Annotated in this window: 5 protein-coding genes; 4 read left to right on the forward strand and 1 reads right to left on the reverse strand. The window is 68.8% G+C overall.

Annotation, left to right across the window (positions count from 1 at the left end; translation table 11 throughout):
- Positions 1–70: 70 nt before the first annotated feature.
- Complete coding sequence (gene cydX, locus V7067_RS04390; RefSeq protein WP_334174664.1) at positions 71–175, forward strand: cytochrome bd-I oxidase subunit CydX; 105 nt, start codon at positions 71–73, stop codon at positions 173–175.
- Between the two features lie 81 nt (positions 176–256).
- On the opposite strand, the gene V7067_RS04395 is transcribed toward cydX, so the two are convergent.
- Positions 257–733: an Lrp/AsnC family transcriptional regulator gene (locus tag V7067_RS04395; protein WP_334174665.1), complete on the reverse strand. Its 477-nt coding sequence runs from the start codon at positions 731–733 to the stop codon at positions 257–259.
- A 161-nt stretch (positions 734–894) separates the two neighbouring features.
- On the opposite strand from V7067_RS04395, the gene alr reads away from it, so the two are divergent.
- The 3 genes from alr to V7067_RS04410 all read left to right on the forward strand — a co-directional run bounded on the left by alr (position 895) and on the right by V7067_RS04410 (position 4,402).
- On the forward strand, positions 895–2,040 hold the full coding sequence (gene alr / locus V7067_RS04400) for an alanine racemase (protein ID WP_334174666.1): 1,146 nt from the start codon (positions 895–897) through the stop codon (positions 2,038–2,040).
- A 70-nt stretch (positions 2,041–2,110) separates the two neighbouring features.
- Positions 2,111–3,367, forward strand: a complete 1,257-nt coding sequence (locus tag V7067_RS04405; protein ID WP_334174667.1) for a D-amino acid dehydrogenase — start codon at positions 2,111–2,113, stop codon at positions 3,365–3,367.
- A gap of 243 nt (positions 3,368–3,610) precedes the next feature.
- Complete coding sequence (locus V7067_RS04410) at positions 3,611–4,402, forward strand: GntR family transcriptional regulator (protein WP_334174668.1); 792 nt, start codon at positions 3,611–3,613, stop codon at positions 4,400–4,402.
- Positions 4,403–4,830 lie beyond the last annotated feature (428 nt).

Raw genomic sequence — 4,830 nt, forward strand, 5'->3', positions numbered from 1 at the left:
TGTCCGGCACGGTCTCCACCAAGACCATCGACCGCAACCCCAACGCCTACTGAGCAGGAGAGACAAGAGAATGTGGTATTTCTCCTGGATTCTCGGCCTCGGCCTTGCCGTCAGCTTCGCTGTTCTGAACGGCATGTGGTTTGAGGCCCGCAACGACATCGAGAAGAAGGCCTGACCTTCTTCCCGTCGGGACTGCAGAAAGACATCGCCCCGCAAGGCTCGCTGCCTTGCGGGGCGATCTGCTTTCAGGCCCGCCTCAGCGGCTGCGGCCGGGCGGAAGCTGGGCGTGGGAGCCGACGACGCTGCGGATGGTGAAGCTCGACTGAATGCGGGCGATGCCGGGCAGGCGGGAAAGCTGCTCGCGGTGGATGCGCTCGTAGTCGGCCACGCTTGCCGCCTCCACCCGCAGCACATAATCGGCGATGCCGGTCATCAGGTAGCATTCGCGCACATCGTGGCAGCGGCGGATGCCGGCCTCGAACCGGTCGAGATAGTCTTCCGTCTGCCGTTCCAGCGTGATGTGGACATAGACCACCGTCACGTCGCCTTCGTCCGGCAGGTCGACAATGGCGGTATAGCCGCGAATGACGCCGGACTGTTCCAGGGCGTGAAGGCGCCGCAGGCAGGCCGATTGCGACAGCCCCACCGCCTCCGCAAGGCGGGCATTGGACATGCGCCCGTCTGCCCGCAGAAGGCGAATGATGCGCTCATCGATTGCATCGAGGGTGGTCAAGCAATGTCTCTCCAGTGTTTCGCAGAAGCTGCCGGAATAATCTTCAGAATGGCAGCATCATGCGCATATCGCAATGAAAGTGCGCGCCGCTTCTGCCATCCTTTCTCAGTCGGCCGGCAGCGGGGAACAACGCCGCGCGGGCCTGCGAGGGGTTTTTACGAATGGCAGCTCTGGCGATGGCGACGGACGAGCGGGTGACCGCCTGGCCGCCCGCAGACAATGCGGGTGCGTGGCTTACGATCGATCTCGGTGCAATCCGCGCCAATTATCTGGCGCTTGCCCGCAAGGCGTCGGGCGCGCGCTGCGGTGCGGTGGTCAAGGCCGATGCCTATGGCCTCGGTGCAACGCGGGTGGCCCCGGTGCTGGCGGCTGCCGGCTGCCGTCATTTCTTCGTCGCGCATCTGGCCGAAGGGCTGGAACTGAAACCGCACCTGCCGGCCGGCGCCGATGTGTTCGTGCTGAACGGCCTGATGCCCGGTGCCGAGGCGGAATGCGCCGACCGCGGCATCGTGCCGGTGCTGAACGACCTGAAGCAGGTGGAACTCTGGTCGGCCCATGCCGCGCGGCTCGGCCGCAGGCTGCCGGGCATGATCCAGATCGACACCGGCATGTCGCGCCTCGGCCTGCCGCTGAAGGAAATCGAGACCCTCGCCGCCGATCTGAAGCGGATGGACGGCATCGACCTTCGGGCGGTCGTCAGCCATCTCGCCTGCTCCGACGAGCCGGAAAACCCGGCCAACGCCCGGCAACTGGCGGCCTTCGAGGCCCGCCGCCGCCTGCTGCCGGCGGCCCCCGGCTGCTTCGCCAACTCCGGCGGCATCCACCTGGGCCCGGCCTATCATTTCGACATCGTGCGGCCGGGGGCGGCGCTCTACGGCCTCGCCCCGGTGCCGGACCAGCCGAACCCGATGAAGCCCGTGGTGCGCCTCGACGGGCGCATCATTCAGGTGCGCGAGATCGGCGCCGGGGATGCCGTCGGCTACAGCTATTCGTTCCGCGCGAGCGGGCCGATGCGCATCGCCACCGTGGCGGTCGGCTATGCCGATGGCTGGCTGCGCAGTCATTCCAACACCGGAGCGGCCTATTTCGGCGACGTGGCGCTGCCGTTCGTGGGCCGCATCTCGATGGATTCGGCCACGCTCGATGCCTCTGCCGTGCCGGATGGCGCGCTCAGCGACGGCATGCCGGTGGAACTGATCGGGCCGCACCAGAGCGTGGATGCGGTGGCGGCTGCGGCCCACACCATCGGCTACGAAATCCTCACCGGCCTCGGGGCGCGGTATTCGCGCCGCTATATCGGCGGCTGAAGGCAGGCGGCGGGCAACGGGCCGGCGGGCGCACGCCCGGCCGGCGACCACAAACGGGTGGAGTCTTGACATGAAGGTCGTCGTTCTCGGCGCGGGCGTGGTCGGTGTTACCACGGCCTATTATCTGGCCAAGGCCGGCCATGAGGTGGAAGTGATCGAGCGCCAGCCGGGGGCGGCGCTGGAGACCAGCTACGCCAACGCCGGCGAGATTTCGCCCGGCTATGCCTCGCCGTGGGCCGCGCCGGGCATTCCCACGAAGGCGCTGAAGTGGCTCTTCAACGCCCATGGCCCGCTGGTCATCCGTCCGCAGCTCGACCCGAAGATGTATTCGTGGATGCTGCAGATGCTGCGCAACTGCACGCCCGCTGCCTATGCCGTCAACAAGGCGCGCATGGTGGTGATTGCCGAATATGCGCGCGACTGCCTGAGGGCGCTGCGCGCGGAAACCGGCATCGCCTATGACGAACGGGCGATGGGCACGCTGCAGCTGTTCCGCACCCAGAAGGACATCGACCACGCCGCCGACGACATCAAGGTGCTGAAGCAATATGGCGTGCCGTTCGAGCTGCTGGACAAGGCGGGCTGCATTGCCGCCGAGCCGGCGCTGGCGCGCGCGCCGGCGGCCATCGCCGGCGGCCTGCGCCTGCCGAACGACGAGACCGGCGATTGCCAGATGTTCACCACCCGGCTTGCCGAAATGGCGGCGGCGCTCGGTGTGAACTTCCGCTACGGCACCGACATCAACGCCATCCGTCACGAAGGCGGCCGGGTCAGCGGCATCGATACCTCGGCCGGCCTCATCACCGGCGATCGCTATGTGGTTTCGCTCGGCTCGTTCACGCCCTTCCTGCTGCGTCCGCTCGGCATCGAGGTGCCGATCTATCCGGTCAAGGGCTACTCGCTGACGATCCCCGTGGTCGATCCGGCCGGCGCGCCGGTTTCCACCGTGCTCGACGAACTCTACAAGGTGGCGATCACGCGCCTTGGCGACCGCATCCGCATCGGCGGCATGGCGGAGCTTTCCGGCTACCAGCGCGTGCTGCTGAAGGCGCGCCGCGAGACGCTGGAAATGTCGGTCAACGACCTGTTCCCCACGGGCGGCAAGATGACCGACGAGTTCTTCTGGACCGGCCTGCGCCCGATGACGCCGGATTCGACCCCCATCATCGGCCCGACGCGCTACGGCAACCTGTTCATCAACTCCGGTCATGGCACGCTCGGCTGGACGATGTCGTGCGGCTCGGCCCGCCTGATCAGCGATATCGTGTCGGGCGTGAAGCCGGAGATCGAGGCGCGCGATTTCGCCATCGCCCGCTATGCGGCCTGAACAGGGTTCCCGCCCGGAACCATCCGCTGCCGGCCCCTGCCGGCGGCGGCACGACAGGATGCCGCGGTGCAAAATCCATCATAGGATTTACCCGCAATCGCGGTAGGATGTGACGCTTCAGACCCTCGGCGGCACATCCCTTGCAGGAAGCTCGGTCCTGAAAGGCGCGGCCCGGTCGTGGCATCAGTGCTGCGACGGCCGGCGGCCGCGTGGCCCACCGGCACCGCTGCAGAGGGGATGAGCATGGCTGACGAGCGCACGGCGGCATCGAGCAGAGCGGGCAAAAAACCCACCAATGCCGCAGGGCGCGGACAGCCCGCCAGCCTGCCGGGCGAGCGGCGCGAGATCGTGCTGCGCGGCGGCCGGGCTCCGGTGGAAAGCCTTGCCCAGCGCGCCGCCCGCTCCATCGGCACGGCCATTGTGCGCGGCGCCTACAAGCCGGGCGACACGTTGCCGGTTGAAAGCGAGATTTGCTATTCGCTCGGCGTCGGCCGCAACATCCTGCGCGAGGCGGTGAAAATTCTGGCCGGCAAGGGGCTCATCCGCACCGTGCGCCGCGCCGGCACCATCGTCATGCCGCGGGCGGCGTGGAGCCTGCTCGATGCCGATCTGCTGGTCTGGTCGCTGGCCGAGGACGATCTGAAGGCGCCGCTTGAGGCGGATTTCGTCGCTCTGCGCGGCGCCGTTGCGCCTGCGGCGGCGGCTGCGGCCGCGGTCCGGCCCTCGGCCGGGCTGGTGGCCGATCTCTCGGTTCTGGTCGACGAGATCGAGGCGGCCGGCAGCGACCGGGCGCGCAGCTACGCTGCCGAAATCCGCTTCATCGAACTGTTGCTGGCCGGCTGCGGCAACCGCGCCTTCGCCGGGCTGGCGACGCCGCTGGCGGTGGCGCTGGCCGGCGCGGTGCCGGGCCGCAAGCGCGCGGCCCCGGCCTGGCGGGCCGTGGTGACGGCCGTCGCCGCCCGCAACAGCGAGGCGGCCGCCGCCGCCATGGGCGAACTGGTGGAAAGCGCCCGGCCGTCACGCCCCAAGGGCTGAGGGCACAGACCGCATCGCCATACAGGCCGATTGCCGGCGCGGCTCTTTGCGGTCCCGCTTCACGATCGCTTTGCGTCGTGAGGCGCCGGCAAGGGGCGCACGGCGACGGCGGGCGCTTGCGGCCTGCTGTGCGGCCGGGTGCCCGGGCCGATGCGACCCGACTGCGATATCCGGCGGCAGCGCCGGGCGATTGCCGGTTTACCAGTCCGCCGGTCCTCGCCATCCTGCCGCGACCGTTCGCGCCGCGGCCGGCGGCCAGCCGGTTCATGGTCTGCTGTTCACGACCATCTGCGCCCTGCGGACGATGTTCGCAGGGCTGCTGGCCCCAGCCGGCCGGAGCGGGTTGTTCCGGCGTCCCCGGTCTGTCTGTTCTTGCCGGCCTGTTGTTGCGGGGCCGTGCCTTCGTGTCCGGACCTGCGTGTCCCGTC

It is taken from the genome of Pseudoxanthobacter sp. (assembly GCF_036822375.1).
GTDB lineage: Bacteria > Pseudomonadota > Alphaproteobacteria > Rhizobiales > Segnochrobactraceae > Pseudoxanthobacter.

Bases quoted from the DNA above. Each gene is read 5' to 3' on its own strand.
- alr (WP_334174666.1), top strand. From the start codon at position 895: ATGGCAGCTCTGGCGATGGCGACGGACGAGCGGGTGACCGCCTGGCCG.
- V7067_RS04405 (WP_334174667.1), top strand. From the start codon at position 2,111: ATGAAGGTCGTCGTTCTCGGCGCGGGCGTGGTCGGTGTTACCACGGCC.
- cydX (WP_334174664.1), top strand. From the start codon at position 71: ATGTGGTATTTCTCCTGGATTCTCGGCCTCGGCCTTGCCGTCAGCTTC.
- V7067_RS04410 (WP_334174668.1), top strand. From the start codon at position 3,611: ATGGCTGACGAGCGCACGGCGGCATCGAGCAGAGCGGGCAAAAAACCC.